Source organism: Leisingera sp. G5_S3_59_S7 (assembly GCF_054968485.1).
Genome location: NZ_JBQKUH010000012.1, coordinates 38,001 through 64,877 on the forward strand (window position 1 = coordinate 38,001; position 26,877 = coordinate 64,877).

The 26,877-nt window shown below is 64.2% G+C and carries 23 protein-coding genes; 10 read left to right on the forward strand and 13 right to left on the reverse strand.

The window, feature by feature from the left end:
• Positions 1–114 precede the first annotated feature (114 nt).
• Positions 115–801 carry a M48 family metallopeptidase gene (locus ACTRWG_RS08060; protein ID WP_027237281.1) on the forward strand — a complete coding sequence of 229 codons (687 nt, stop codon included), beginning with the start codon at positions 115–117 and terminating at the stop codon, positions 799–801.
• A 55-nt stretch (positions 802–856) separates the two neighbouring features.
• Here ACTRWG_RS08060 and ACTRWG_RS08065 read toward each other — a convergent pair whose 3' ends face one another.
• The 4 genes from ACTRWG_RS08065 to ACTRWG_RS08080 form a co-directional block, all read right to left on the reverse strand.
• Complete coding sequence (locus ACTRWG_RS08065; RefSeq protein ID WP_027237280.1) at positions 857–1,405, reverse strand: RSP_2648 family PIN domain-containing protein; 549 nt, start codon at positions 1,403–1,405, stop codon at positions 857–859.
• Positions 1,406–1,410: 5 nt separating this feature from the next.
• Entirely contained in the window at positions 1,411–2,625 is a 1,215-nt protein-coding gene (locus tag ACTRWG_RS08070; RefSeq protein WP_027237279.1) for an RSP_2647 family RNA methyltransferase, read from the reverse strand.
• A 100-nt stretch (positions 2,626–2,725) separates the two neighbouring features.
• Complete coding sequence (locus tag ACTRWG_RS08075; protein ID WP_027237278.1) at positions 2,726–2,995, reverse strand: hypothetical protein; 270 nt, start codon at positions 2,993–2,995, stop codon at positions 2,726–2,728.
• Entirely contained in the window at positions 2,979–5,783 is a 2,805-nt protein-coding gene (locus ACTRWG_RS08080) for a [protein-PII] uridylyltransferase family protein (protein WP_027237277.1), read from the reverse strand. Before ACTRWG_RS08080 ends, ACTRWG_RS08075 begins: the two co-directional genes overlap by 17 nt.
• A 350-nt stretch (positions 5,784–6,133) precedes the next feature.
• On the opposite strand from ACTRWG_RS08080, the gene ACTRWG_RS08085 reads away from it, so the two are divergent.
• From ACTRWG_RS08085 to ACTRWG_RS08100, 4 genes are all read left to right on the forward strand, one after another.
• Positions 6,134–6,595, forward strand: a complete 462-nt coding sequence (locus ACTRWG_RS08085) for a DUF2852 domain-containing protein (protein WP_027237236.1) — start codon at positions 6,134–6,136, stop codon at positions 6,593–6,595.
• A gap of 84 nt (positions 6,596–6,679) precedes the next feature.
• Complete coding sequence (locus ACTRWG_RS08090; RefSeq protein ID WP_027237235.1) at positions 6,680–7,111, forward strand: RDD family protein; 432 nt, start codon at positions 6,680–6,682, stop codon at positions 7,109–7,111.
• A gap of 130 nt (positions 7,112–7,241) precedes the next feature.
• Positions 7,242–8,066 carry an arginyltransferase gene (locus ACTRWG_RS08095; protein ID WP_027237234.1) on the forward strand — a complete coding sequence of 275 codons (825 nt, stop codon included), beginning with the start codon at positions 7,242–7,244 and terminating at the stop codon, positions 8,064–8,066.
• On the forward strand, positions 8,066–8,449 hold the full coding sequence (locus tag ACTRWG_RS08100) for a VOC family protein (protein ID WP_027237233.1): 384 nt from the start codon (positions 8,066–8,068) through the stop codon (positions 8,447–8,449). Before ACTRWG_RS08095 ends, ACTRWG_RS08100 begins: the two co-directional genes overlap by 1 nt.
• Before the next feature lie 172 nt (positions 8,450–8,621).
• On the opposite strand, the gene ACTRWG_RS08105 is transcribed toward ACTRWG_RS08100, so the two are convergent.
• The 3 genes from ACTRWG_RS08105 to ACTRWG_RS08115 all read right to left on the reverse strand — a co-directional run bounded on the left by ACTRWG_RS08105 (position 8,622) and on the right by ACTRWG_RS08115 (position 13,142).
• Positions 8,622–10,976: a TRAP transporter large permease gene (locus ACTRWG_RS08105; RefSeq protein ID WP_027237232.1), complete on the reverse strand. Its 2,355-nt coding sequence runs from the start codon at positions 10,974–10,976 to the stop codon at positions 8,622–8,624.
• 15 nt (positions 10,977–10,991) lie between these two features.
• A complete protein-coding gene (locus tag ACTRWG_RS08110) occupies positions 10,992–11,918 on the reverse strand; it encodes a TRAP transporter small permease subunit (protein ID WP_462829203.1) in 927 nt (308 codons plus the stop codon).
• 141 nt (positions 11,919–12,059) lie between these two features.
• Entirely contained in the window at positions 12,060–13,142 is a 1,083-nt protein-coding gene (locus ACTRWG_RS08115) for a TRAP transporter substrate-binding protein (RefSeq protein WP_027237230.1), read from the reverse strand.
• A gap of 283 nt (positions 13,143–13,425) precedes the next feature.
• Here ACTRWG_RS08115 and ACTRWG_RS08120 point away from each other — a divergent pair, with 283 nt between their 5' ends.
• Both ACTRWG_RS08120 and ACTRWG_RS08125 read left to right on the forward strand, forming a co-directional pair.
• Positions 13,426–14,853: a cache domain-containing protein gene (locus tag ACTRWG_RS08120; protein ID WP_027237229.1), complete on the forward strand. Its 1,428-nt coding sequence runs from the start codon at positions 13,426–13,428 to the stop codon at positions 14,851–14,853.
• Between the two features lie 61 nt (positions 14,854–14,914).
• The gene (locus ACTRWG_RS08125) at positions 14,915–15,559 is read left to right on the forward strand and encodes a response regulator transcription factor (protein ID WP_027237228.1); all 645 of its coding nucleotides are present in this window, start codon (positions 14,915–14,917) and stop codon (positions 15,557–15,559) included.
• Between the two features lie 12 nt (positions 15,560–15,571).
• Here ACTRWG_RS08125 and ACTRWG_RS08130 read toward each other — a convergent pair whose 3' ends face one another.
• The 3 genes from ACTRWG_RS08130 to ACTRWG_RS08140 all read right to left on the reverse strand — a co-directional run bounded on the left by ACTRWG_RS08130 (position 15,572) and on the right by ACTRWG_RS08140 (position 18,770).
• The gene (locus ACTRWG_RS08130; RefSeq protein ID WP_027237227.1) at positions 15,572–16,717 is read right to left on the reverse strand and encodes a lytic murein transglycosylase; all 1,146 of its coding nucleotides are present in this window, start codon (positions 16,715–16,717) and stop codon (positions 15,572–15,574) included.
• Between the two features lie 101 nt (positions 16,718–16,818).
• Positions 16,819–17,841: a capsular polysaccharide export protein, LipB/KpsS family gene (locus ACTRWG_RS08135; RefSeq protein ID WP_462829204.1), complete on the reverse strand. Its 1,023-nt coding sequence runs from the start codon at positions 17,839–17,841 to the stop codon at positions 16,819–16,821.
• 77 nt (positions 17,842–17,918) lie between these two features.
• Positions 17,919–18,770, reverse strand: a complete 852-nt coding sequence (locus ACTRWG_RS08140) for a HalD/BesD family halogenase (protein ID WP_027237225.1) — start codon at positions 18,768–18,770, stop codon at positions 17,919–17,921.
• A gap of 405 nt (positions 18,771–19,175) precedes the next feature.
• Here ACTRWG_RS08140 and ACTRWG_RS08145 point away from each other — a divergent pair, with 405 nt between their 5' ends.
• The 3 genes from ACTRWG_RS08145 to ACTRWG_RS08155 all read left to right on the forward strand — a co-directional run bounded on the left by ACTRWG_RS08145 (position 19,176) and on the right by ACTRWG_RS08155 (position 22,996).
• The gene (locus ACTRWG_RS08145) at positions 19,176–20,927 is read left to right on the forward strand and encodes an acetolactate synthase 3 large subunit (RefSeq protein ID WP_027237224.1); all 1,752 of its coding nucleotides are present in this window, start codon (positions 19,176–19,178) and stop codon (positions 20,925–20,927) included.
• Positions 20,928–21,016: 89 nt separating this feature from the next.
• Positions 21,017–21,577: an acetolactate synthase small subunit gene (gene ilvN / locus ACTRWG_RS08150; RefSeq protein ID WP_027237223.1), complete on the forward strand. Its 561-nt coding sequence runs from the start codon at positions 21,017–21,019 to the stop codon at positions 21,575–21,577.
• A 621-nt stretch (positions 21,578–22,198) separates the two neighbouring features.
• Entirely contained in the window at positions 22,199–22,996 is a 798-nt protein-coding gene (locus ACTRWG_RS08155) for a helix-turn-helix domain-containing protein (protein ID WP_209320213.1), read from the forward strand.
• A gap of 2 nt (positions 22,997–22,998) precedes the next feature.
• Here ACTRWG_RS08155 and ACTRWG_RS08160 read toward each other — a convergent pair whose 3' ends face one another.
• The 3 genes from ACTRWG_RS08160 to prfB form a co-directional block, all read right to left on the reverse strand.
• Positions 22,999–23,769: a DUF2189 domain-containing protein gene (locus ACTRWG_RS08160; RefSeq protein ID WP_027237220.1), complete on the reverse strand. Its 771-nt coding sequence runs from the start codon at positions 23,767–23,769 to the stop codon at positions 22,999–23,001.
• Between the two features lie 187 nt (positions 23,770–23,956).
• Complete coding sequence (locus ACTRWG_RS08165; RefSeq protein WP_462829205.1) at positions 23,957–25,360, reverse strand: calcium-binding protein; 1,404 nt, start codon at positions 25,358–25,360, stop codon at positions 23,957–23,959.
• Positions 25,361–25,557: 197 nt separating this feature from the next.
• Positions 25,558–26,685 (reverse strand): peptide chain release factor 2, encoded by a 1,128-nt coding sequence (gene prfB / locus ACTRWG_RS08170; RefSeq protein WP_259970320.1) that lies wholly within the window; start codon positions 26,683–26,685, stop codon positions 25,558–25,560.
• Positions 26,686–26,877: the final 192 nt, after the last annotated feature.

Consider the following 26,877-nt stretch of genomic DNA (forward strand, 5'->3'; position numbering starts at 1 on the left):
ATGGATGCGGCAAGCGGCGGCGAGTGCGGATTTTGCATGGCGGCCTGCGCTGGATGCAAGGCTTCCGGGCCGCTGCCTCTTGCTGGCGGCGCGGTTTCGGCCCATATCTGGAGCATGCTGCGCCTCATGCCAATTCTGCTGGCCGTGCTTTATGGCCTTGTGATGTACCGGATTTCCGTCTGGCGCACCAGCCGCGAGCTGGACCAGCGCTCAACCGAGCTGGCGGACCCGCGGCTGAAGCGGCTGACCGACCGGCTGGCAGCGGCGCTGAACATCGCCCGCATCCCGGTGCATATCTATGAAGTCGACCCGGTGAACGGGCTGGCGGCGCCGGACGGGCGGATTTTCATCACCCGCGGCTTTTACCGCAAATACCAGAACGGCGAGGTGAGCGCAGAGGAGCTGGCCAGCGTGATCGCGCATGAGCTGGGCCATGTCGCGCTGGGGCATGCGCGTAAGCGGATCATCGACTTTTCCGGCCAGAATGCGCTGCGCACGGCGCTGATGCTGATCCTGGGACGTTACATCCCCTTTATCGGCCCCTGGATTGCCGGGGCGCTGACCTCGCTGCTGGCGGCGCGGCTGTCGCGCGGGGATGAATATGAGGCGGACGAATATGCCGCAGCGCTGCTGACCAAGGCGGGGATCGGGCTGGCCCCGCAGAAAAGCCTGTTTGCCAAGCTGGAAGAGCTGACCCAGGCGCGGGCCGGCATGGCGCCTGCCTGGCTGATGAGCCACCCCAAGACAGATGAGCGTATCGCCGCGCTGGAGCGGCTGGAAGCGAAATGGTCCAGGGGCTGAGCCTGCGGCAAGGGCGGGATTGAGGGGCCGTCCCCTCAAACTCCCCGGAGGATTTTCACAAAGAAGACGAGAGGGCCTTGGCCAGCCGCGGCAGGCGGGCTTTCTTGAGCAGCGGGCGGATTTGCCAGGCGCCACCGGAGAGGCGGTTGGCCTCGGCCAGCACCTGCGCGCCGAGCGCCTCCATGCCGCTGCTGTCCTGAAGCCAGAAGCGGTAGAGGAGTTCATCCGGGCCAAGGCGCTCCAGCCCTTCCTCCGCCAGGGTGTGGCGGGGGAAGTCCTTGTTGTTGACCGTCACGATGGCGTCGGCATGGCCTGCGATGGCGGCGGCAAGCACATGGGTGTCACCGCTGTCGGGCAGCCAGAGGCGCGCCTCAATCCCCGGTGCGGGGGCGACTTCGGCCTTGGGCCAATTGGCGCGGGCCAGGGCAATCTCTGCCGATGCCTGCGCCGCGCCTTCGGGGCCGAGTTTCAGCGCCGCGCGCTCCCACTCACCCAGGATCCGGGCGGACCACAGCGGGGTGAAATGGCCCAGGCGCGCCGCGCCCAGGAGCATCTCCCGCATCACCGTCGGGTAGAGCACGCAAGTGTCGAGGAGCAGCTTCACCTGCGTCAGTCCAGCCGGAAGAACACGGCCTTCAGATAGCCGCTTTCGGCCAGCTGCGGCAGCTGCGGGTGGTCGGGGCCTGCATAACCGGTGTGGATGAGCGCGCCGCAGCGGCCCGCTTTGCCGATGCCGCGGGCCGAGGCGTTGCGGAACCGGGACAGATCAGCGGCGTGCGAGCAGGAGCACAGGCCGAGGTAGCCGCCCGGCTTTACCAGCGGCGCGGCCAGCTTGGCCACGCGCTCATAAGCGCGCAAGCCCGCTTCCAGCGCCTGCTTCGAGGGCGCAAAGGCGGGCGGGTCGCAGATCACCACATCAAAGGTCTCGCCCTCCTGCCCCAGGGCCGCCAGCACGTCGAACGCATCGCCCTGGCGGGCGGTGAGCTTGTCTTTGAAGCCTCCGGCCTCAGCGCCCTGGACGGCCAGTTCCAGCGCGGCGGCAGAGCCGTCGACGCAGGTGGCCTGCCCTGCTCCGCCCGCCAGCATCGCCAGGCCGAAGCCGCCGACGTGGGAGAACACATCCAGCACCTTGGCGCCCGGCGCGGTCAGGCGCGCGGCAAAGGCGTGGTTTTCGCGCTGATCGAAGAACAGGCCGGTCTTCTGGCCGCCGGTAAGGTCGGCCATATAGGTGGCGCCGTTCATCATGACTGGCACCGGCGCGGCGGGCGCCTCGCCCAGCAGGGTCTGGTTCACGTCATCGAGGCCTTCCAGCCCGCGGGTGCGGCCTGTCGCGTTTTTCAGGATAACTTCAGCGCCGGTCACGTCTGCCAGGGCGGCGGCGAGCATGTCCAGATGCGCCTCGGCCCAGGCGGCGTTGGGCTGCACCACGCAAGTGCCGCCGAAGCGGTCTATCACAACGCCGGGGAGGCCATCGGATTCGGCATGGACCAGCCGGTAGAACGGCGCATCATACAGCCGTTCGCGCATCTCAAGCGCGCGGGTCAGGCGTGCGGCGAACCAGGCCTGATCAATCTGCGCCTCCGGGTCACGGTCCAGCATCCGGGCAATGATCTTGCTTTCGGGATTGACCGAAACCAGCCCCAGCGGGCGCTGCGCCTCGTCTTCCAGCACCGCCAGGGTGCCGGGCGCCAGATTGCGGGTGCGCCGGTCGGTGACCAGCTCGTTGGCATAAACCCAAGGAAACCCGTGCCGGATGGCGCGGGCGTTGGACTTGGGCTTCATTTTCACGCGGGGGCGCTGCGGCGCATCAGGGGAGGCTGTCATGCCCCCCTCATATCCGTAAGCCCCAAACAGGGAAAGAGGCCGTTTCGCCCCCGGCCGCAGAACCGGCGCGGCGGCCTGCGCCCCTGCGCGTCCGGGCCTGTCACCGCTCGCGCGAGCGCCAGCCGCCGCGGCGGCGCGGTTTTTCCGAGCCTGCCAGACCGTCGCGCAGCACCGCCGTCATCGGGTGGTCCGGCTGGTCGGTGCCGTAAAGCTCCAACAGCGCCTGAATGTCGGCGCGGCTGTCACGTGCAGCATCCATGCCCAGCGCCCAGTCAAAGAAGATGCTGCGGCATTGCGCGCCGGTGATGCCGTCGATCCGGTAGGATTCGTAGATCAGACCGCGCGGGTCGTGTTCACTGCTGCCCTTCATCCGCCCCTTCTCCTTGCAAGGCTTCCGCTATGATCGCAGCGCAGCCTGTGTAGCGGGACTGCAGCTCCTGCTCCAGAGCATCCAGCCGGGCATAGCCGGTGGTGCGGCAGAGGAACTGCGCCCCGCCCTCGCCGATGGCATCAGCCTCGATGGCCTTGCCGGAGAGCAGCCGCGCTGCGCATTGCACGGACCAGAATAGCCGGTAACTGGCGCCGAGGTATTCTGCATCCGCGTCACTCAGCCATCCGGCAGCGACAGCCCCGGCCAGGCCTGCGGGCACATCGCGCGCGCCGGAGCCGGAGGTCAGCGCCCCCGCTTGCGAGATCAGCTCCACATCCATCATCCGCCCGGGCCCGTTCTTGGCGTCCCAGACACCCGCCGGAGCCTTGGCGGCGGCCAGCCTTTCGCGCATCTTCGCCACCTCGTGCTGCACCTCGCCGCGCGGCCGCGGCTGCGCCAGGAAGCCCGCGCGGAAATCCTCAATTTCCGCGGCCAGGCTGTCCTCCCCTGCAACCACCCGGGCGCGGGTCAGCGCCAGATGCTCCCAGACCCAGGCCTCGTTCTGCTGGTAGAGGGTGAAACCCGCCAGGCTGACCGCCACCGGACCCTGGGTGCCGGAGGGGCGCAGCCGCATGTCGACCTCGTAGAGGCGGCCCTGCGACATTGGCGCCGACAGCGCGGTGACAAAAGCCTGGGTAAGACGGGCGTAATAGGGGCGCGTGGCCAGCGGGCGTTTGCCCTCTGACATCTCTGCCGTGCCGGGGTCGTAGATCACGATGATGTCGAGATCGGATTGCGCGTTGATCTGCCCGGCCCCGAGCGAGCCCATCGCCAGCACCGCCGCGCCGCGGCCCGGTGCGGGGCCGTGTTTACGGGCGAAGTGATCCACCACTTCCGGGGTGATCCCGGCGATCACCACCTCTGCCAGTTCGGCGTATTGCGCCCCGGCCTGGTGGCCGTCGATCAGCCCGCGCAGGTGATGCACCCCGATACGGAAGTGCCATTCCTTGCACCAGCGGCGGGTGGCGTCGAGGCGGGATTCATAATCGCTTTCCAGGGCCAGGCGGCGGGCCAGTTCACCCCGCAGTTCGGCCGCGCCCGGCCAGGGATCAAAGAAGGATCCGCCAATCACCGCATCAAACACGGCGGAGTTGCGGGACAGGAAGCTGGCTAGCTCGCTGGAGGTGCCGGCGATATCGATCAGCAGGTCGATGAGCTGCGGGTTGGCGCCGAACAGCGAGAACAGCTGCACCCCGGCAGGCAGCCCGGCCAGGAAGCCGTCAAGCGCCAGCAGCGTCTCTGCCGGTTTGGCGGTCTTGGCAACCCGGGCCAGCAGTTCCGGTTTCAGCCGTTCGAAGATCTGCGCACCGCGGGCTGAGCGCAGCGCCGGGTAGGTCGGCCAGCGGGCGATGACGGCGCCGTCGAGTTCCGCCGTTTCCGCAGGAAGCGCAGCAGGCGGCGGCACGGCGCCTGCGGAAAAGAACCCTTCGGTCAGCGCATGCACGTCTTCCAGGCGTTCCTTGATTTCCGCCATCAGCGGTTCCGGGTCGCGGTCCATCAGGCAGGCGATACGGGCGATGCCGTCATCGGATTTCGGCATCCGGTGGGTCTGGGCGTCATGCACCATCTGGATGCGGTGCTCGACCTCCCGGTGGGCCCGGTAATGCGCCGCCAGCTGCTCTGCCGCGTCCTGCGGCACCCATCCTTTGCCCGCCAGCGCCGCCAGCCCCTCGACGGTGCCGCGCAGGCGCAGGGATTCATCGCGCCCGCCCGCGATCAGCTGCCGGGTCTGGGTAAAGAACTCGATTTCGCGGATGCCGCCGCGGCCCAGTTTCATGTCGTGCCCCGGCACGCTCAGCGCACCGCCGGTGCCCTTGCTTTCCCGGATGCGCAGGCGGATGTCATGGGCGTCCTGGATGGCGGCAAAATCCAGATGGCGCCGCCAGACAAAGGGGCGCAGGGTCTTGAGAAACCGCTGGCCCGCGGCGATGTCGCCGGCGCAGGGGCGGGCCTTGATATAGGCGGCGCGTTCCCAGGTGCGGCCCAGGCTCTCATAGTACCGCTCCGCCGCCTCCATCGCCAGGCAGACGGGCGTGACCGCTGGATCGGGGCGCAGCCGCAGGTCGGTGCGGAACACGTAACCGTCACCGGTGCGGTCGCTGAGGGCTGCGCACATGTTCTTGGTCGCGCGCACCATGCCCTGGCGCGCCTCATAAAAGTCATCCGGATCGAACCGGGTTTCGTCGAACAGGCAGATGAGGTCGATGTCGGAGCTGTAGTTCAGCTCATGCGCGCCCATCTTGCCCATCGCCAGGATGGTGAGGCCGCCAGCGGTTTCCACGTCGTCCTCTGTCAGGCCCGGCAGTTTCTTGCGGCGGATCAGGTTGGCGATTTCCGCCTTGATGGCGACATCCGCGCTCAGCCCGCCGAATTCGGTCAGCGCGCCGGTCACCTGCTCCAGGCTCCAGCCGCCGCTGAGGTCGCACAGCGCGGTCAGCAGCGCCAGCCGCCGCTTGGCCTGGCGCAGGCCGGGCTTGAGCTGCGCGCCCTCCAGCGTCCGGCAATCCGCCAGAATGGTTTCCAGCGCCGCGCCGGGATCCTGCAGCGCCTCCGGCAGCCACCCGGCCTCCCGTCCGGTGAGTTCCGAGAGATAGGGGCTGGAGCCGCAGGCCCCGGCCACCAGATCGGCCAGTTCGCCGGACAGCGCCGGCACCAGCGCGCGCGCTTCGGCGCCAAGCTCAGGGTCAAAGGGGCGGGGAATGCGGGTGATCTGCAGGGCGGTCGTCATGCCCCTGACACTGTTCCCGCGGCACCGCCGCGTCAATGGCCGAAATGCCGCGCGGCAGGGCCCCGGCCCAGGTGCCGCCGCGCACCTTCGGGATTTCCCTCCTCCCGCTCCAGCCTGTGATCGGTGCCGGTGCGGGAGCCCCAGCCAGGGTGTCCGCCGGCAGTTTGCCCGCTGCGGGCAGGCGGATTGCGCCTCCCGCCCGGACACACAGCCCTTGCAGGCCTGAGCCCAGCCGCTTTTCAGAGAGCATGTGAAAAAGATTCACATAGGGACTTGAAACCCCCGCGGCGGCTCCCGATATGCAATAATGTGAAAGGGATTTACATACACCCGCAACCTGGAGGACCCCGATGACGAGTTTCACCCAAACCGCCCCCCATACACCGGTGCAGGGCTGGTTTTCCCGCAGCGAAGCCTGGCTGGACAGCAAGGGCAAAGGCGCCTGGATTGCCGTTATGGTGCTGGGCTTTGTGTTCTTCTGGCCGGTGGGCCTGGCCCTTCTTTTCTACATGATCTGGAGCAAACGCATGTTCAGCAAATCCTCCTGCCGCCACAGAGGCAAAGCCTGGGCGCGCCACGGGTTCTCGGCGATGAAACCCTCGGGCAACAGCGCCTTTGATGCCTATAAGGCCGATACGCTGCGCCGCCTGGAGCAGGAACAGCATGATTTCGAGGCCTTCCTGGAACGCCTGCGCGAGGCCAAGGACAAGGCCGAGTTCGACCAGTTCATGGACGAGCGCGCCCGCGCCGCCGATCATGGCGATGACGCGGAGGACGAGGACGAAGCCGGCGGCGAACCCAAGCGCCACTAAGCTCTGCCCCTCCTCCGGCTGCCCCGCCCCCGTCCGGGCGGGGCTTCCGCTGCCTGCCTTTTCCCCTAGCAAAGGACCCCTTGCATGACCGCCCTGCCCGACCCCGACTACCAGGCAGAATTCTATGCGTCTGTTCCGGCCAAGCGTCTGATCGCCTGGGTCATCGACAGCATCCTGATCTTCACCCTCAGCGCTGCCGCGGTGCTGCTGACCGCGTTTACCGGGCTTTTGATCTGGCCGCTGTTGTATCTGGCGGTCGGCTTTGCCTACCGGACCGTGACGATCGCCAACGGCTCCGCCACCTGGGGCATGCGCTTTGCCGGGATTGAGCTGCGCGACAGCGCGGGCCAGCGGCTCGACAGCGGCCTAGCGGCGCTGCACACCGCGGGCTATTCACTGTCGCTGGGCTTCCCGGTGCTGCAGGTGATCTCGATCATCCTGATGCTGACCTCGCCGCGCGGCCAGGGGTTGACCGACCATTTCCTCGGCACCGTCATGCTGAACCGGCGGGTTTGAGTGAATTCCGCAAGACAGCGTTAAGCCATTTTCCACAAGGCCACTTGGCGCACCGGAACCGCGTTGTTATCATCAGTTGGAGTAGCTGCCGCTTGTTCCACCTGTCCCGCGAAACTGCCGAAGAGTTCCGATGCGCCATACCCTTCCGATTGCACCGCAGTTCTACGTGACGGCCCCTCAGCCCTGCCCCTATCTGGAGGGCCGGATGGAGCGGAAGCTGTTCACCGCGCTGCAGGGCGACGGGGTGGAGCAGCTCAACAACAGCCTCAGCCAGCAGGGCTTCCGGCGCTCGCAGAACGTGCTCTACAGGCCGTCCTGCTCGGAGTGTTCGGCCTGCCTGTCCGCCCGGATTGATGTGTCGGCCTTCAGCCCCAGCCGCAGTCAGAAGCGCACCCTGAAGCGCAACGCGCACCTTGAACGCCGGGCGACCTCGCCCTGGGCGACAGAGGACCAGTTTGCCCTGTTCCGCCGCTATCTGGACAGCCGCCACGCAGACGGCGGCATGGCCGACATGGATGTGTTCGAATACGCCGCGATGATCGAGGAAACCCCGGTGCGCAGCCGGGTGGTTGAATATGCCGAGGAAGGCAGCAATCAGCTGACCGCGGTGTCGCTCACCGATGTGCTGGAGGACGGCCTCAGCATGGTCTACTCCTTCTACGCGCCGGACCAGCCGCAGGATTCGCTCGGCACTTTCATGATCCTCGACCACATCAGCATCGCGCGCGAGGCAGGCCTTCCCTACGTCTACCTGGGCTATTGGGTGCCCGGCAGCCAGAAGATGGGCTACAAGGCCAAATTCTCCGGACTGGAAATCTATCACCAGAGCGAATGGAAAAAGATGACCGACCCGGCGCAGTTCGAGGCCGCCGTGCATCCGTTGTCGACCGACCCGATTGCTGAACAGGTGGCCAATATCCAGCTGCCCGAACAGCCCATTCACCGCAACCGCTGATGCAGAACCTTCACGCTGTCTCGCTGGTGGTGCCGGACTACGGCGCCGCCATCGCCTTTTACTGCGGCCAGCTGGGCTGGCATCTGGCGGAGGACATTGACCAGGGCAGCAAGCGCTGGGTCCGCATCCTGCCGCCGGGGGCTGCGCAGGGCAGCCTGATCCTGGCCCGCGCCGAAGGGGCCGCGCAGGAGGCGGCAATCGGAAACCAGTTCGGCGGCCGCGTCGGGCTGTTCCTGGCCACGGATGACTTTGCCCGCGACCATGCCGCAATGCTGGCCCAGGGCGTCACCTTCGAGGAAGCCCCCCGCCAGGAGCCTTATGGCACCGTCGCGGTCTGGCGCGACCCTTTCGGCAACCGCTGGGACCTTATCCAGTTCGCCTGAGCCGCCCGCCTCGCCTGACGGTCCCCGCCGGGATCCCCTGTTCATCTGGCTGAAAATATCCCGGGGTGAATGCGCGCCGCGCGCGCAGAGGGGCAGCGCCCCTGCCCCGGGACAAAAGCAAAGGGGCCCGCTTGGGGCCCCTTTTCCGTTGTCTTGTCCTGGAAACCCCGGATCAGTTCGGGATCAGCGCCGGAACGATCGTCACAATCGACGGGAAGGCCCAAAGGATGGCAATCCCCACCACCTGGATCAGCACAAACGGCACGATCCCGCGGTAGATATGCGCCGTCGTCACCTCTTTCGGCGCCACCCCGCGCAGGTAGAACAGCGCAAAGCCGAAGGGCGGTGTCAGGAACGAGGTCTGCAGGTTCACCGCCACCATGATGGTCACCCATTTCGGATCGAACGACCCGCCATAGATCACCGGCCCCACGATCGGGATCACGATGTAGATGATCTCCAGGAAGTCGAGCACGAAGCCCAGGAAGAACAGCACCAGCATCACGATCAGGAAGACCGTCATTTCGTTGTCGAAGCTCTTCAGGAACTGCTGGATATAGTGCTCGCCGCCGAAGGAGATCACCACCAGGTTGAGCAGCTGCGAGCCGATCAGGATGGTGAAGACCATCGAGGTCACCTTGGCGGTTTCCCGCACCACCGGGGTCAGCACGCCGGAGCGGAACAGAACCCAGCAGCCATACAGCAGGCCGAACAGCGCATAGAGATAGGCGCCGTAGGCCACGAAGAAGGCAATCCAGCTCTCGACGCTGACGCCGCCCTGGTTCACCCGCAGGTCGAAGTTCATGCCGACGAGGATGCACAGCATCACTGCAAAGGTGGACCAGATGATGATCTTGCCCGATTTGCCTTCGTCCTGCAGCTTGCGGTAGGCCGCCAGCATGATGGCACCGCCTGCCCCAAGCGCCGCGGCGGGGGTTGGGTTGGTGATGCCGCCCAGGATGGAGCCCAGCACTGCAACGATCAGCACCAGCGGCGGGAACACCACCCGGATCAGATCGTTTCGGGCGCAGCGCGCGGCGGCCTCGCGGCTGCCCCACAGCGCCAGCAGCAGCGGCAGCGCGATCCACAGCACCGTGACACCGGGAGAGGTGGTCGGCGCAATCGCCACCAGATCCACCAGCGCAATCAGCAGGATGCCGATGGCGCCCAGGATCAGCGGCTTGGGATCGCGCGAAGGCGCCACGCCGCGGCCAAAGGCCAGCACCAGGCCCAGCAGCACCATGATCACGCTGATGCCGGTGCCGATGGGGGCTGCGGCGGCGGTCTTGGCCTCAACCGCCGCGGCGATTTCTTCCTCGGTCAGCCGTTCCGCCAGAGTGACACCGCCTGCTTCGTTGATGGCTACCTGTTCCGCCACCGCGGCGTCCCAGGCTTCCTGCCCGTGCAGGTCAATCATTGACGCCTTGCACTCGGCGCCGACATTGGTGCGCAGGGACGCGGTCTCGCCGGCGTCGGAGAAGGTGGAAACAACGATGTTCTGGCTGCCGATCACGTTGAAGCTGCTCAGCAGGACCGCGCCGCCGATGATTGCGGCCGGGACGCCCAGGAACCAGATCAGGCCTTCGTTGCGGGTGATCACCTCGCCGGTGCTTTGCTCCATTGCCACAGCCGGGGCCTTGTGCGGGTTCAACAGCGCATAGCCAAAGGCATAAGTGGCGTAAAGCAGCGCCAGCATGATGCCCGGCAGCAGCGCCGCCTGGAACAAGGTGCCGACCGAAACCACCGCCGGTTCGCCCAGGTAGGTGAGCGCGTCGGAACAGCCTGCCTCCATCGCGCGGGTCTCCTGCGCGGTGGAATAAAGGTCGCCCGCCAGGGTGCCCAGCAGAACGATCACAATGGACGGCGGGATGATCTGGCCCAACGTGCCGGACGCCGCGATCACACCTGTCGCCAGTTCCGGCGAGTAGTTGTTGCGCAGCATGGTGGGCAGTGCCAGCAGGCCCATGGTCACCACGGTGGCGCCGACGATGCCGGTGGAGGCTGCCAGGAACGCGCCCACAACCACAATCGACACCGCCAGACCGCCGGGCAGCGGGCCAAAGACGCGCGCCATGGTAGTCAGCAGGTCGTTCGCGATCTTGGAGCGCTCCAGGGTGATGCCCATCAGCACGAACATCAGCACCGCCAGCAGGGTCTCAATCGAGGCACCGGCCAGCACCCGCTCGTTCATCCGGTTGACGATGAAGGAGATGTTGCGGTCCAGCGCGACTTCCCAGCCCTGCGCAAACACCGGTTCCGCCAGTCTTGGCAAATCCGGGTACCGGAAGACCGACACCTTATCGGGCCTGATGCCCGAATTCAGCAGGTCGCGGTAGGCCTGCGACGAGGTATCAATTGCCTGGTGCACCAGGATCCCGGCGCTGTCCAGTGCGGCGATGATCCCGAAGGAGATGATCCCGGCACCGCCGATGGCAAAGGCCACCGGAAAGCCGGAGAGGATGCCCCCGAAGAGGCAGAAGAATACGATGAGCAGTCCGATTTCGACGCCATCAAGTCCAAATAGCATGTTTCCGACGTCCCTTTAGTGCGTGCCTTCGTAGGCTTCTTCACCCTCTCCAAGACTATCCTTGTCGAGGTATTTGTTTTCACTGCCCTGGCCTTCGACGAACTCCAGGAAGGAGCGGTAGAAGAAGGCGATGGCGTGCAGGAACACGAGGCCCGCAAACAGCACCAGCAGGATCTTGAACAGGAAGTAGGCGTTGAACCCGTTGGGGCTGAAGCCGATGGTCTCGACGTTCCAGCGCAGGGCGCGGGATTTCATCACCAACCGGTCAAGGCTGTCCGACGCCGACGGTTTCGGCACGATCAGATGCCGCCACAGGAAGAACCAGCCGTACATCCACGTCAGCACCGCGGCGGGCATCATGAAGATCAGCGAGCCCACCATGTCCACAACCTTCTTGGCGCGGAAGCTGATGCCGGAATAGATCAGGTCCACCCGCACATGGCCGCCCTGCACAAAGGTGTAGGTCACGCAAAGGCAGACCACCAAGGCATTGTAAAACTTCAGTTCTTCGGCAAACCAGCTGATATCCTGGCTGAACGGGATGCCGAAGCCGAAACTGATGTCGGGCCGTGCGAACACCCGCTGCATGAAGACGATGATGATCTGCTGAAGGACCATCAGAAGCCCCGCCCAGGCAAAGAAGCGGCCCAGAGTGTTGGCCAGCCCCTCAAGTCCCCTCACCATGCCCCACATGAAGCCGCGGAAGTAGAAGCCGATGCCGGTCAGCACCAGGAAGGTGGTGAAGATGACAAAGAAGAACTCGACCGAGCCGCCATAGTAGACGAAACGCATGATCGAGGCCTTGTCCGACCAGTCGAGCCAGAGCTGAGGATGGGTGACGGCGTAGCCGAAGTTGTAAAAGGCGCCGGCGATGTTCTGGATCAGCCAGACAAGCCCGCCCCAGATTGCGCCAAAGAAGGTGATGCCACTCTCTTCCTGCATGTTTCCCCCGGGAAGATTGCTGCGAAGTTGCGGCGGAGGATTGGGCACACGGCGCTGCTGGCCGGCCGTCCCGCGCTTAGGGCAACTGCATGTGGATCCCCCGCCTGCGGCGGAGGATCCGGTTAATGCCAGTCAGGCGGATCAGCCCAGGACGCGGTCGCGCTGCACGCGGTAGGCGCCTTCGGACTTGGTGATCCAGCCGGAGGAGGCTTTCATTGAGGTTTCGACGCTGTTGCGGATTTTCGCAAACAGCTCGTCGCCCATGAACTCGTCCAGGGTTTCCTTGGTGGCCTGGCCGAAGGCATCCCAGACGCTGTCCGGGAATTCCAGGGTCTTCACGCCGCCGGACTGCAGGCGCTGCAGCGCTGCGCCGTTGTTGTTCATGAACTGCGCCAGGCTCCACTGGTGGCCGGCTGCGGACGCCATCTCGATGATCTTCTGATGGGCCGGCGACAGGCTTTCGAAGACTTCGCGGTTGGTGGCAACCGACAGCGCCGCGCCCGGCTCGTGGAAGCCCGCGGTGTAGTAGGTCTTGGTGATTTCCTGGAAACCGGCCTTTTCGTCCGCCCAGGGGCCGATCCACTCAGTGCCGTCGATGGCGCCGGAGGAGAGCGCCTGATACACTTCGGAACCAGGGATGTTCTGCACGGAGGCGCCCAGCTTGCCCAGTGCCTTGCCGCCGAGGCCAGGCATCCGGAACTTGAGACCGTTAAAGTCTTCGGGGCCTTTGATTTCCTTGTTGTACCAGCCGCCGGACTGCGGGCCGGTGTTGCCGCCGATGAAGGACTTCAGGCCAAAGATCTGGCCCAGCTCGTCATGCAGCGCGTGGCCGTCGCCGTGGTAGTACCAGTTGGTCAGCTCCTGCGGGGTCATGCCGAACGGCACTGCGGTGAAATACGCATAGCCCGGGTGCTGGCTGACGAAATAATAATCGGCCGCGTGGTACATGTCGGCCTGGCCTGCGGTCACGGCGTCGAACACTTCAAACGCGCCGACCAGCTCGCCTGCGGCTTTCAGGTCGATGGTCAGGTTGCCATCGGACATGGCGGTAATGGTGTCGGCAACATACTGCGCGGAGTCATGCACACCTGCCAGGCCGCGGCCCCAGGTGGTGACCATGGTCAGGGTGCGCTTGCCCTGGGCATAGGCCGGCGCGGCCAATGTGCCGGCTGCTGCGGCGGAGCCGCCCAGTGCGGACGTTTTCAAAAAAGAACGGCGATCCATAAAGTATTCCTCCCATTATCATTCGGATTGCCCGGAAGGTCCCCCCCGGGCGGATCGGTTCGAGTGCGGCCAGCCTAGCGGCGGCGAATTTTATGTGAATACCTAGTACTGCGTAGAACGGCACGTTTTTCGCGGCCGGACAGGAAAAGTTGGCGCATTTCTGGCGCGAACCGCCAAATGCCGGCACACGCAATGGGCGCAATCGTGTGATGCCTCTTTGATTCTTCTGGGCGGCTGCACATTGATTCGGTACAAGATTCTGACCAATTCCAGGACCCCGCTGATGCGTCTTTTCGAAACACTTTTGCGCCCTACCTACGCGCAGAAACTGTCGCTTCTGATGACCTTGCCGCTGATCGTGGCGGGCACGGCGATTGCGGTTCTGGTGGGCTACCAGTCGCGCGCCCTGGCCGAGCGCGAGATTCAGGCGCTGGAGGTGCAGCTGTTGGAGGCCAAGAAGGCGGAATTGCGCAACTACGTGACCCAGGCGCGCAACGGCTTTGCCCATATCTATGGCCTGGCGGCGCCGGATGATACGCAGGCCAAGGAACAGGTGGCGCAGATCCTCAGCGCGATGATCTACGGCAAGGACGGTTTCTTCTTTGTCTATGACTATGACGGCACCAATCTGGTCAGCCCGCGGCAGACCGAATTCATCAACCGCAACTGGGCGGGCCTGACGGACAGCGCAGGCGTGCCGGTGGTGGATGAGTTCATCCGGCTGGCGCGCGACGGCGCCGGCTGGCACAGCTTCACCTGGGAAAAGCCCTCCACCGGGGAAGAGGCGCAGATGATCGCCTATGTGCTGGGCCTGCAGGACTGGCAGTGGGCCATCGGCACCGGCGTGTTCATCGACGATGTGCTGGCCACCGTGGCCGCCTCCCGCGCGGACGTGGAGGCACGGGTGCAGCGCACATTTCTGTATATCGGGGCGATCACGCTGATTTCTCTGGTACTGGTCTTTGCCTCGGGGATGTTCCTGAACATCCGCGAGCGGCGGCTGGCGGACGCCAAGCTGAAGGAGCTGACCCAGCGGGTGTTCGACGCCCAGGAGGAGGAGCGCGGCCGGGTGGCGCGGGAGCTGCATGATGGCATCAGCCAACTGCTGGTTGGCGTGCGCTATGCGCTGGACAACACCCGCCGCCGCCTGACCCGCGGCGATGGCGAAGGCGCGGTTGCGCCGTTGGAGAAAGGCACCGAAAGCCTGCTGACCGCGATTACCGAGGTGCGCCGGATCAGCCGCGATCTGCGCCCCGGGGTGCTGGATGATCTGGGCCTGGGGCCCGCGCTGAAGGCGCTGACCGATGATTTTGCCGCCCGCACAGGGATCGAGACAGCATTCTCAACCGTAGTGTTCCGCAACCGGCTGGACCAGGATTCCAAGATTGCACTCTACCGCATCGCGCAGGAGGCGCTGACCAACATCGAACGCCACGCGGACGCCACCAAGGTCAGCATCGACCTGCGCGGCCACACCAAGGGCGCCACCATGCGGATCACCGACAATGGCCGCGGCCTGCCGCCGCGGGATGCCCGCACTGGCCCCGGGATCGGCCTGCGCAACATGCAGGAACGGATCGAGCAGCTTGACGGCACCTTGCGCATTCTGTCATCACGGGGCACCCAAAGCGGCACGGTGATCGAGGCAAGCCTGCCTCTCAGCCATCTGCTGCCGCCGGGCGAAGAGGGAACGCCTGCACAGCTGCCGTGACCGGGGAGAATGCGGCAAGGTGCAAGGCTCCCGGGCAATGGAAAGCTGCATTGGGGGAATGATGGCTGATCCGGTAAAGGTTCTGATCGTGGATGACCACCCGATGGTCGCCGAGGGCATCCAGTCGATCCTGGAAAGCTACGACGATATTGAGGTGGTCGGTTCGCTGACCGACGGCCGCGATGCCGTGGACCAGATGGGCAGGCTGGCGCCGGATGTGGTGCTGATGGACCTGAATATGCCCAAGCTCGGCGGCCTCAGCGCCACCGAGATCATCCTGGAACAGCACCCCGGCACCCGCATCCTGATCCTGTCGATGCATGACAGCGCCGAATATATCTCCACCGCGCTGAGCCACGGCGCGATGGGCTATGTGCTGAAAGACGTGCCGACGGATGAGATCAAGCAGGCGATTGACGCGGTGATGGAGGGGCAGACCTATCTCTGCACCGGTGCGGCCGGCTCCCTGAAGCCCAAGGATAACGGCACCCGCGAAGCGCTGACCGGGCGCGAGCAAACCATCCTGCTGGAACTGGCGCAGGGCAAATCCAACAAGGAAGTTGCCCAGGCGCTGGATATTTCGGTCAGAACAGTCGAAACCCACCGCAAGAACATCAAGCGCAAGCTGGGCATCTCCTCCACCGCCGGGCTGACCCGCTATGCGCTGGAGCACGGGGTGCTGCAGGGCACCGGCGCCGGGTTCTGAGGCGCCCTGCCCCTAGTTCAGACTGGCCAGCAGCGCCGGAGACGGATCGCCGGTCACCGGCAGGCCGCGGCTGGACTGGTAGCCGCTGATCGCAGCGCGGCTTTTCGGCCCCAGCACCCCGTCGGCACCGCCGGTATCGAAGCCCTTGGCCGTCAGGCGTTTTTGCAGCAGGATGCGGTCATCCTTGGTCAGCCCGTATTTGTCCGGCGGGAAACCCGCGCGCAGCGGACCGCCCCCGGCGATGCGGTCGGCCAGATGGCCCACCCCGATCGCGTAGGCATCCGAGTTGTTGTAGCGCTTGATGGCGTTGAAATTGCTGGTCACCGCAAACTTCGGCCCGCCCGCCTGCGGCTGGATGATACGGCCTGAGGGGGTGCCGGGCGCCCCGGCCTCTCCGCCCCATTTCAGCCCGCGGGTCCAGCCGTTCCTTTGCAGATAGGCAGCGGTGGACGCCAGCGCGTCGCTTGGGTCCTCCGACCAGATATCGCGCCGCCCGTCGCCGGTGAAATCCACCGCAAAGGCCTGGTAGGAGGTCGGGATGAACTGGGTATGCCCCATGGCGCCTGCCCAACTGCCGGTCATCCGGGCGGGCGTGATGTCACCGTTCTGCAGGATCCTGAGCGCCGCCATCAGCTGCTTCTCAAAAAACGAGCCGCGCCGCCCGTCATAGGCCAGCGTCGAAGTGGCGGAAATCACCGGCACGTCGCCGCGGCGCTCGCCAAAGAAGCTCTCCAGCCCCCAGATGGCGCAGATGATTTCCGCATCAACGCCATAGGTGCGCTCCAAAGTGCGCAGGATGGTCTGGTGCCGGGCAAAAGCGGCGCGGCCCTTGGCCAGCCGCTCGTCCGAGACGGCGATGGACAGATAATCCTCCAGCGTGCGCTTGAATTCGGTCTGGTTTCGGTCGCGCTTGATAACCCCGGGCAGATACCCGGCCCCGCGGAAGGCCGCGCGCAGGGTGGATTGGGAAATGCCCCGGGCCTCAGCCCGGGAGCGGAAGGAAGCCACCCACCGGTCATAACCCGTATTAGGCACGGGCCGCAGATCCGCCGGCAGACCAGTGCTGCGGGAGCTGCCCCCCGCAGGCACCGTGCTGCTGCAGGCCGTAAGCCCGAAGGCTGTAAGACCAAACCCGAAATGACGCCGTGTGATATTCATAATCTCTGCCCGTTCCGCTGGTTGCCGCCTGCCTTGTGCAGCAGGGCTTTTGCCTCACAGGCTGCCAGAAACCGGCGGGGCCGCCAAGGTCCGGAATCGCGTCAGAGCAAAGACCTGCCGTCTTGGTGTCCCGCCTGTCTGTCCAATGCCCGCCCCGACGCGAACCGCTCCCGCGGGAAGCCTGCCCGGGCAAAAATCTCCCAGATCCGCTGCTCCAGGTCCGGCGCGCCGATTTCAAGGCAATTGTGCCGGAAGTACCAGGTCAGGAACTGGGCATAGCCGCCGGTTCGCGCCTGTGCGCGGTGCAGCGCCTCCGCGAACTGCCCCGGCGCGGTGACGGTTTCTGCCATATGGTGAAAGTCAGACGTGCCATAGAGAATGGCGGGAGTGCGGTGCAGAAACCCTTCGATCGCCACAGTTGAGTTTATTGAGACGGTGGCACAGCTGGCAGCGAGAATATCGTGGATATTGGCGCCGGAAATGACCACCCGGCTGTCGCCCGCTGCAATCTCAGCCAGCTCTGCCATGCTTCCGATATCCGCTGTCCTGGGGTGCGGCTTGACCAGCACGGTCCGGCTGCCCGCGCCCTGCAGCACATCCTGCAGCATGGTGATATCGGTAAATTCCGTTGCCCCGGCCCGAAGCGGGTACGAGCCTTGGAAGAAGACGGAAACAGCGCCCTGCGGAATCTCCTGCCGCTCCCTTGGCGGCTGGTACCGGGTCCGGCGGGTGTCCTTCCAAGTCCGCTGCAGCCGGCCGAAAAACCGCTTGGCGTACTGGTACGGGATCATGTCCTCCCGGAACTCCCTGGCCGCGATGGGGCTGAACCCGCGGGTTCCCTCCGGGTCCAGATGCCAGAAGCCGTCCAGGTACGCCAAGGCCGCGTTCAGCACATTCGGCATCTGCACGTTGCGGTCATCCAGAATATGCAGATTGCCATCCTCGAAACGGCGGCCGGACACATGCCGGGTGCGGCTCGTGATGTCCCGGTCCATTGCCCGGATTTCACAGCCGCCGCCCTCTGCCGCCAGCATCTGACGGATCACACCGTAAAGCTGCAGGAACCCGCGCGAGAGGTCTTGATCAACATGCTTCTTGCGCAAATGGATAATGACTTTGGGCACCAGCGGCTTTCCTGCAGAAACCTGCATATAAGTATCGCGAACCCGCGCTGCACGTCCAGCCCCCTGGTGCCCCTCTGTCAATCCCGCAGCGCGTCCGCGCGCAGGCCTTCACGTTCGTAGTGGCGCGGCAGGACCCGGCCATAAAGCTGCCTGGTGCGCTCCACCCCGCCGCACATGCCCTCCTGCTCGACAAAGGAGAAGATGCCGACATAGCGTCTGCGCGGTCCTTCAACCGGTGCCACCCGGTGCAGCGAATACCGGCCCCTGAATATCTGCAGATCGCCGGGCTGCAGCACCAGCTTGCGCACCAGCGGCGAACCGCCCGCCAGCACCTGCGCAACGCCATCGTAGTTCTCATCCGCGGGGGTGCGCAGCATCGGCGCATATTCGAACTCACCGCCGCCGTCGCCGTTCTGAATTGCCAGCGTCACGGTGTAATTGTTGGTATCGAAATGCCAGGGGAAGCCCTGCCCCGCCTCGACCATGTTGATGATCACATCTGCCAGCGGATCGTCATACCGGAAGAACCGGTCTTCCGGCTCTCCCAGCGCCTCGCGGATAAAGGGCATGAAGCCGGGAAATTCGTAGATTGCCCGCAGCGGGCTGCCGGCGCCGAAATTGTCGGCCGGGATAAAGGCATTGGAACGGTCGTAGAATTGCCGCACCGGATGGGTCTCCGGCAAGGTGCTGTCGTCCTTGGAGAAATAGGCATTGGTGCGGCTAAAGGACTTGTGGCCTTTGTCCGCCACTGCGTCTGCCTCTGCCACCAGCCTGGCTATGCCTGCCTCATGCACAAACCCAGGCAGAACCGCACAGCCGTCCGCCGCAAGGTCGCGCTGCAGATCCGCGATCAGCTGGGCGCAGGCGCTGGACCCGGGCCGGTCAATCGGATACCGCCCGAGATCCACCAGATCGGCGAGTTGCATCATGTCCGCTTCCTTCTCTGCTACCTCTTTCCTAGGTTGAGCTTGCCTGCGGCAGGGGCGCCGATCTGGCACATTCGGGACACCGGCGTGCCGGTTTTGAACGATTTCGCAACTCTGCGACCGTGCATTTTCGCGGATATTTCGCCGCACCCCACGGCACAAGCAAGAAAATGTCTCCGGGCAGGGCTTTTTTGATACGTTTGCCGGTTGACGCCCCTGTCCAGCGCCCATAATGTCCGCTGCAACGCAATGAGGAGCCTGTGGACGTGACCACCCTAGTCGTAATCGTAGGAACCAAGCGCATGGGCCGGTAACGGTTGACCATAATCGAACCCATGCGCCTCCGACTTGAAATCGGGGGCTTTTTTTATGCGTAATGACGATGCCGCCAATTGGAGCAAAAAGCAGATGACACGTGAGATGACCGGCGCAAAAATGGTTGTTCAGGCCCTGAAGGATCAGGGGGTGGACGTGGTCTTCGGATACCCTGGCGGCGCCGTGCTGCCGATCTATGACGAGATCTTTCTGCAGAATGACATCCGCCACGTTCTGGTGCGGCACGAACAGGGCGCGGTCCACGCCGCCGAGGGCTATGCCCGCTCCACCGGCAAGCCCGGTGTTGTTCTGGTGACATCCGGCCCCGGCGCCACCAATGCGGTCACCGGCCTGACGGATGCGCTGCTGGATTCGATCCCGATCGTGGTTCTGACCGGCCAGGTGCCGACCTTCATGATCGGCTCCGACGCCTTCCAGGAGGCCGATACCGTAGGCATCACCCGGCCCTGCACCAAGCACAACTGGCTGGTCAAGGACACCGACGCGCTGGCAAGCACCCTGCATGAGGCGTTCCACGTCGCCAAATCCGGCCGCCCCGGCCCGGTTCTGGTCGACATCCCCAAGGACGTTCAGTTTGCCAACGGCAAGTATCAGGCGCCGAAACCGGCAGCCTCGCATTACCAGCCGCAGCTGAAGGGCGACATGGAAGCAATCACTGAGCTGGTCGAGGCGCTGGAGTCCGCCAAACGCCCGGTGTTCTACACCGGCGGCGGCGTCATCAATTCCGGCACCGCGGCCAGCCAGCTGCTGCGTGAGCTGGTGGATGGCACCGGCATCCCGATCACCTCGACCCTGATGGGCTTGGGCGCCTATCCCGCATCCGGCAAGAACTGGCTGGGCATGCTGGGGATGCACGGTCTTTACGAGGCCAACATGGCGATGCACGGATGCGATCTGATGATCAACATCGGCGCGCGCTTCGACGACCGCATCACCGGCCGCATCGACGCCTTCAGCCCGAATTCGAAAAAGGCGCATATCGACATCGACCCCTCCTCGATCAACAAGGTGATCCGGGTCGATATCCCGATTGTCGGCGATGTGGCGCATGTGCTGGAAGATATTCTGAAGGTCTGGAAATCGCGGGGCCGCAAGGTGAACCGCGAGGCACTGGCCAAGTGGCACAAGCAGATCGACGAATGGCGCGCGGTGAACTGCCTGTCGTTCAAGAACTCGGAAAAGACCATCAAGCCGCAGTACGCGCTGCAGCGCCTTGAGGAGCTCACCAAGGGCCGCGACCGCTATGTCACCACCGAGGTAGGCCAGCACCAGATGTGGGCGGCGCAGTACTTGGGCTTTGAGGATCCGAACCGCTGGATGACCTCCGGCGGGCTTGGCACCATGGGCTATGGCTTCCCGGCCTCGATCGGCGCCCAGATGGCGCATCCGGATGCGCTGGTGATCAACGTCGCGGGCGAGGCATCGTGGCTGATGAACATGCAGGAAATGGGCACCGCGGTGCAGTTCCGCCTGCCGGTCAAGCAGTTCATCCTCAACAACGAGCGCCTGGGCATGGTGCGTCAGTGGCAGGAGCTGCTGCATGGCGAGCGTTACAGCCACTCCTGGTCCGAGGCCCTGCCCGATTTCGTGAAGCTCGCCGAGGCCTTTGGCGCCAAGGGCATCTGCGTCAGCGATCCCGCCGATCTGGATGACGCGATCATGGAAATGATCGACTATGACGGGCCGGTGATCTTTGACTGCCTGGTCGAGAAGCACGAGAACTGCTTCCCGATGATCCCCTCGGGCAAGGCGCATAACGAGATGCTGCTGGGCGAGGCCGAGACGCAGGGCGTCATCCAGGCCGGCGGCGCAGTGCTGGTGTAACCGCGGCCGGACCGCAAAATTCTTATGAAGAATTTTGCCAAAAGTTTTCCGAAAACTTTTGGCAGCGACAAACGAAAGGACGGCGACTGATGTCTGCCCTGCATATCAAAAAAGGCTCCACCCGCCACTCCGCCTACAACCTGCGCCCGACGTTTTCGGACGTGCAGGAACGCCACACGATTGCAGTGCTGGTGGAAAACGAACCCGGCGTTCTAGCCCGTGTCATCGGCCTGTTTTCAGGCCGCGGCTACAACATCGAAAGCCTCACCGTGGCGGAGGTGGATCATACCGGCCACCTAAGCCGCATCACCATTGTCACCACCGGCACCCCGCAGGTGATTGAGCAGATCAAGGCGCAGCTGGGCCGCATCGTCTCGGTCCGCGACGTGCATGACCTGACGGTCGAAGGCGTCGCAGTGGAGCGGGAGCTGGCAATCCTGAAGGTTTCGGGAGAAGGCGACAAGCGGGTTGAGGCGCTGCGGCTGGCGGACATCTTCCGCGCCAACGTTGTCGACAGCACGCTGAACAGCTTTGTGTTTGAGATCACCGGTGCGCCGGACAAGATCGACGCCTTTGCCGAGCTGATGCGGCCGCTTGGCCTGGCTGAGATTGCCCGCACCGGCGTCGCCGCGCTGCTGCGCGGAAACTAATCCTGCTGCCGGCCTGGAAACAGGCCGGCGCTTAGCGCTGCCGGACCTGAAGCGGAGCGGAAACGCCCCGCTTTTTTGCGGATTGCACGGGGAACGGAACCACGGCGCCGGAGGTCTGGTCTTCTGCGCCGGCGGCCGGCGCGCAGGCTTCTGCTGACAGCCGGTCTGCCAAATCCGGGCTGCCCTGTTCGATCAGGACCGCAAGGTTTCCGGCAATCCTGACATTTCCGCTTATGGTCAGGTCGAATTCAACCCAATCCCCTGGATTGAATTCCTGAAACTCTGCCCCGGCCTCATTTGTATAAAAGGCGAGATCCCCCTGATCTTCACACCAGATTACGGCTTTAGTCAGGGTTTCATCCCGCCACAAAACGACTCCAATCATACCAGTCCTCGCATTGCCGCCCTCCGATTTTGAAACAATTGAGGTGACGCCAACATGATAAAATGCGCTCTGGGCTATTGCATTTTGTGTCGGCTTGACTAGCCTTCTGACGTGAAGTAGCGACAGCCGTGACGCAGAACGGCAGCGCCCGCTTTAGGCTCACACCCGGAGCCTGGCACAATCAGCCCGGAAGCGCCGCAAATGTTTCGCGAAAATTCGAACCGTCAGGGTCAAAGATGAACAGTCAGAACCGCTCCCCAGCTGATCTAAGGAACATGTTCGGCGCCAATTTGCGTCAGTTATCGCGGCAATACCCGTCGGTTTCCGAGCTGTCGCGCCAGCTTGGCATCAACCGCACTCAATTCAACCGCTACCTTTCAGGCGAGAGTTTCCCGCGCCCGGACGTGCTGGACCGGATCTGCCGTTTTTTCGAAGTCGATGCCCGTATTCTTCTGGACCCTGTCGAAAAACTTTCCAAAGCCGGTCAGGTAATAAACGGCGCGTTTCTGTCAGATTTCCTGGGCCGCGGCGTGCAGCAGCTGAGCGAGGAGTTTTTCCCGTCCGGGTTTTACCGTTTTACCCGCCGCAGCTTCATCAATGACGATAAATTCGTGATCGGCCTGACCTATGTGTTCCGGGATGCGGGCGTGACCTACATCAAGGGCTTTGAAGCCAAGGAGGCGATGTACAGCCAGGGGCTGCCTGCCACCCCGGCAGTACGCGAATTCCGCGGCTATGTCAGCGGCCACGAGGATGGCGTTGCCTTTGTCATCGCGCGGCGCAGGGCGATGACCTATTCCTTCAATTACCTGGCCCGCGAGGCCTCTCTGGAGAATAATTTCTGGTCCGGCTACGTCGCCCGCACCGTGCGCGAAAGCCAGACCGGCGAGCGGGTGACGCGGATGGTTTACGAACACCTTGGCCGCGAAACCGGACAGGTGCTGGCCGCTGCGCGCAGTTCCGGCTTTGCCGACGCGGCGGACCTGCTGCCCTTCCACCGCCGCCTGCTGCACACCGGCCAGCCCTTCCGCTGACGCTATTGGGCGGCAGCCTGGCGGTAGATGTGCCAGGTGGCGTGGCCCAGCAGCGGCAGCACCAGGAACAATCCCAGGAACCAGGGCAGCAGCGCCGCAAAGGTGGCGGCGGCAATCAGCGCGGCCCAGACCATCATCACCAGGAAGTTCTGCTGCACATACTGGAAGCTGGTGATCATCGCGGTAACGAAATCGACCTCACGGTCCAGCAGCAGCGGCAGCGAAATCACCGTGATCATATAGAGCAGCAGCGCAAACAATGCGCCAACCGCGGTGCCCACCGCCAGCATCGTCAGCCCGTTGGCGGTCAGGAACACCTCAGCGGAACTGGAAACATTGGTCATCGTCGCATGCCCCATGAACAGGGCAAAGATCATGTGGCCAAGGAAAAACCAGAACAGGAACACCACAACGATGATGGCGCAGATCGAGGGCAGCTGGCGGCGGCTTTGCTGCAGCACCACGCCAAGGATGCCGCCAAAGGCAATCGGCTGTCCCTGCTCCAGCCGGTGCGACACCTCGTAAAGCCCCACCGCGGCAAAGGGGCCGATCAGCGGAAACCCGATGGCAGCCAGAACCAGCCAGTAGGTGGTGCCCGTCTGCACAGTGACCCAGGCCATGGCCCAGCCTGCCAGCACATAAAATCCCGCAAAAAACAGCCCGTAGAGCGGCTTGGCCCGGAAATCGGCCCAGCCCCGCCGCAGCGCTTCGAACAGCATGGGCATGGCGGCGGGCCGCAGCTCCGGCACCCCAAAGGGCTTTTCTGTGGTCATCGCGGTGTTCCTCTCGATTGCCTGTTTCCGCCAGCCTAGCCGCGAACCCCGCGCCAAAAAATACCTTCCGGATACATATTTGAAACTGCTGCGCCGGGTCCGCCGCCCGGCGGGCCGCAGCGACCGCCGCACAAAAAAAGACGGGCTGTGCCGCCCGTCTTTGCAGTTGGATGAAGCCTGCCCGCAGTCAGGCGAAGACAAAGTCGTCGGCCGTCAGGCCAAGCCCCGCCTCGCCGTCCAGCAGCACTGAGCCGCCGTCATGGGTGATCAGGCGGTCACCGCCGCTGTCTGTGATACCAAGGCTGGCAAAGCCGCCGCTGTGACCGCGGATCTGCAGGATGTCGGTGCCATCTTTGAAGTCCCTGACCAGGTCGTCGCCGGCTGTGAACACAAAGGTATCAGCCCCGCCGCCGCCCGTCATTGTATCATTGCCGCTGCCGCCGTTCAGGGTGTCCTTGCCGCCGCCGCCGGCCAGCCTGTCGTTGCCGCCGCCGCCGTTCAGCGTGTCCGCGCCCGCCAGCCCGGCCAAGCGGTCGTTGCCGCCCTTCCCCGACAGCAGGTTCGCACCGCCGTCCCCCGTCAGCCGGTCGCCCTTGGCAGTGCCGGTCAGGTTCTCAACGGAGGAGGCTTGCACAAACCCGGTCCCCTCCGCGCCCAGCTTGCCGCCCGGTGCGCCGGGGTTCTGCCACGCCCCATCCAGGTTGAGGGAAAACACCACCCCGCCTGAGAACTTGGAGAAATCTACAGTGTCCCTGCCGCTGCCGCCGCTGATCTGCACTCCTGCGCCGGGGTCGGTTTCCGAAATGCTGACGGTATCCCGCCCGCTTCCCAGCCGGACCAGGCCAGCGCTCCCGGCCCCGACTGCGGCGGTGTCATTCCCATTACCGGTTGAGATCAGTTCCACGAAAGCGTTGCCTGTGCGGACAGTGTCGCTGCCGTCGCCTGTGCGGACCACGCCAGCGCCGCTGTTGCCAACCACCACGGTATCGCCGCCATCGGAAGTGCTGATGAACTCCGCAAACCCTTTGCGCACCACAACCTTGTCATCTCCGGCGGCAGTGCGCACGGTGCCCGCGCCGCCGCTGCCGATGGTGATCATATCCCCCCTGGCCCTGTCTGCGTCGCTGCTGCCAAGGCCGGTTTCGATGTTGAACACAAACGCACTGCCGGTGGTGACAATGTTTTCTTCGGCAAACAGATGGATGGAAAACGTGCTGTCCTGCTGGTTTTCGCCCAGCGTGACCTCATGCTTTTTCCCGTCCCATCCGTTGATTTGCCGCGCGCGGGTGGTGTCCAGAACCACGCTGGAGTTGTAGCCCAGCTCCAGATAGTCGATCCGGCGGCCGGTTCCGCCGTCCAGATCGGTGATCCTGGTCAGGTTGTTTTCCGCAGCGCCGCCGAACCGGACGATCTTGGCCGTCCAGTCTTGCCCGGTGAGGCCGATATCTGCCACCAGTCTGTTGTCCGCGTTGCTTTCAAAGACATTGTAGGTGTTCAAAAAGCGGTCGAACCACTCAACGCTGCTTTGGCCTTGAAGCCGGGGAATGGCTGTTTCACCGTCAAATACGAGATTCAGATTGACCCGTGCCATGACACTCCCCCTTCACCACGAACACCAACCTTGGCATATCCAGCAAAAGGCGTCCGGCCCGGACGGGCAAGGTGGCGATTTCGATAGCTTGCATGCGGCGTCAGGAATAGAAAAACTCCGGCTGATACGGCCGGAGTTTGCAATTCGCTCAGCAGCTGCTGCGTGCCGTTGCCGCCAGGGCAGACCGGCGGCGGGGATCAGTCCTCGCCCTGGGCCTCGGAACGGCTCTTGCCTGAGACGTTCATAGCCAGCGTTGCAGCCATGAAGCCGTCCAGATCGCCGTCCAGCACGCCCTTGGTGTCCGAGGTCTCGTGCCCCGTGCGCAGGTCCTTCACCATCTGATAGGGCTGCAGCACATACGAACGGATCTGGTTGCCCCAGCCGGCATCGCCCTTGGCCTCATGCGCGGCGTTGATCTCGGCGTTGCGGCGGTCCAGCTCCTGCTGATACAGGCGCGATTTCAGCGCCTTCATGGCGATATCGCGGTTCTGGTGCTGCGACTTCTCGGACGAGGTCACCACGATGCCGGTCGGGATGTGGGTGATCCGCACCGCCGAGTCGGTGGTGTTCACGTGCTGGCCGCCCGCGCCCGAGGAGCGGTAGGTGTCGACACGGATATCGGACGGGTTCACGTCGATCTCGATATTGTCGTCCACCACCGGATAGACCCAGACAGAGCTGAACGAGGTGTGCCGCTTGGCCGCCGAGTCATAGGGGGAAATCCGCACCAGCCGGTGAACGCCGCTCTCGGACTTCAGCCAGCCATAGGCATTGTGGCCGGAAATCTTGTAGGCGGCGGATTTGATGCCTGCCTCGTCACCCGCGCTTTCGGACTGAAGTTCGACCTTGTAGCCCTTCTTCTCGGCCCAGCGGACATACATCCGCGCCAGCATCGACGCCCAGTCGCAGCTTTCGGTGCCGCCGGCGCCTGCATTAATCTCCAGGAAAGTGTCGTTGGCGTCGGCCTCACCGTCCAGGAGCGCTTCCAGCTCCTTCTCGGCGGCCTTCACCTTGAGCGTTCCCAGCGCCGCCTCGGCATCCTTGACGACCTCTTCATCCTCCTCCATCTCGCCCAGCTCGATGAGCTCGATATTGTCGGAAAGATCCTGCTGGATGCCCTTGTAGGTATTGATGGAATCCACCAGCGCCTGGCGCTCGCGCATCAGTTTCTGCGCCGCCTCCGGGTCGTCCCACAGGTTCGGATCCTCGACCCGTGCGTTGAATTCCTCCAGGCGGAATTCGGCGGTTTCCCAATTCATCCGCTGGGCCAGCAGCTCCAGCGACTTCTCGATCTCCGCCACGATGTTCTGGGTTTCCGCGCGCATGGGGTATCCTTGCAATATCCGGGCAATCTCAGGTCAGGCCTGCGTGATAAACCACCCTTGCGCCGCGGGCAAGCCGCCACGCCCCGCGCCGCCGCCGAAGGTGCTGCAGAAAAACCTCCTAAAATGCGGCACAGAATCAGGCTTGCCAAAACGCAGCCTTAACGCCGTCCGGTTAATCATGTTCCTGTAATG